Genomic DNA, 659 nt, shown 5'->3' on the forward strand with positions numbered 1-659 from the left:
TGTGGGGTGGTCGCGGTCGGTCACGGGCGTCGGGTCCACCGCGCGCATGACGCGCCCGCGTTCGGCACGTCGGTGCTGATCAGGTGGCGCAAGCGGGTCTGGCGCTGCCCGGACCCCGGGTGCCCGGTCGGGACGTTCTCCGAGTCCCACGACCTGATCGCGCCGCGGGCGAAGCTCACGACCCGGGCGATCACCTGGGCGACTGACGCGCTGGCCCATGACGACACCACCGTCGCGGCGCTGGCGCGGCATCTGGGGGTGGACTGGCACACCTGCTGGGACGCGATCGAGGCCGAGGCGATCCGGCGTCTGGCCGATCCAGGCCGGCTGGAGGGGGTGGTCACCCTGGGAGTGGACGAGCACATCTGGAAGCCCTCCCACCACGGCGGGGACCGGGCGGTGACCTCGATGGTCGACCTGACCCGTGACCAGCACGGGAACGTCCGGGCGCGGCTGCTGGACGTGGTCCCGGGCCGGTCCGGGACCGCCTACTCCCGGTGGCTGGCCGCCCAGTCCGAGGCGTTCACCGCGACCGTCGAGCACGCCGCGCTGGACCCGTTCCGCGGCTACGCCAACGCGATCCGTGACGAGCTCCCGGACGCGGTCGCGGTCCTGGACGCGTTCCACGTCGTCGGCTCGGCACGACCGTGGTCGACCAG

At 73.6% G+C, this 659-nt stretch carries 1 protein-coding gene; it reads left to right on the forward strand.

Features of this window, described 5'->3' with window-relative positions:
• Positions 1-72: 72 nt before the first annotated feature.
• Positions 73-659, forward strand: a 587-nt coding sequence (locus N866_RS19305) for a transposase (RefSeq protein WP_162177354.1), incomplete at its 3' end; no start/stop codon positions are given.

This window comes from Actinotalea ferrariae CF5-4 (assembly GCF_000603945.1).
Taxonomy (GTDB): Bacteria; Actinomycetota; Actinomycetes; order Actinomycetales; family Cellulomonadaceae; genus Actinotalea; species Actinotalea ferrariae.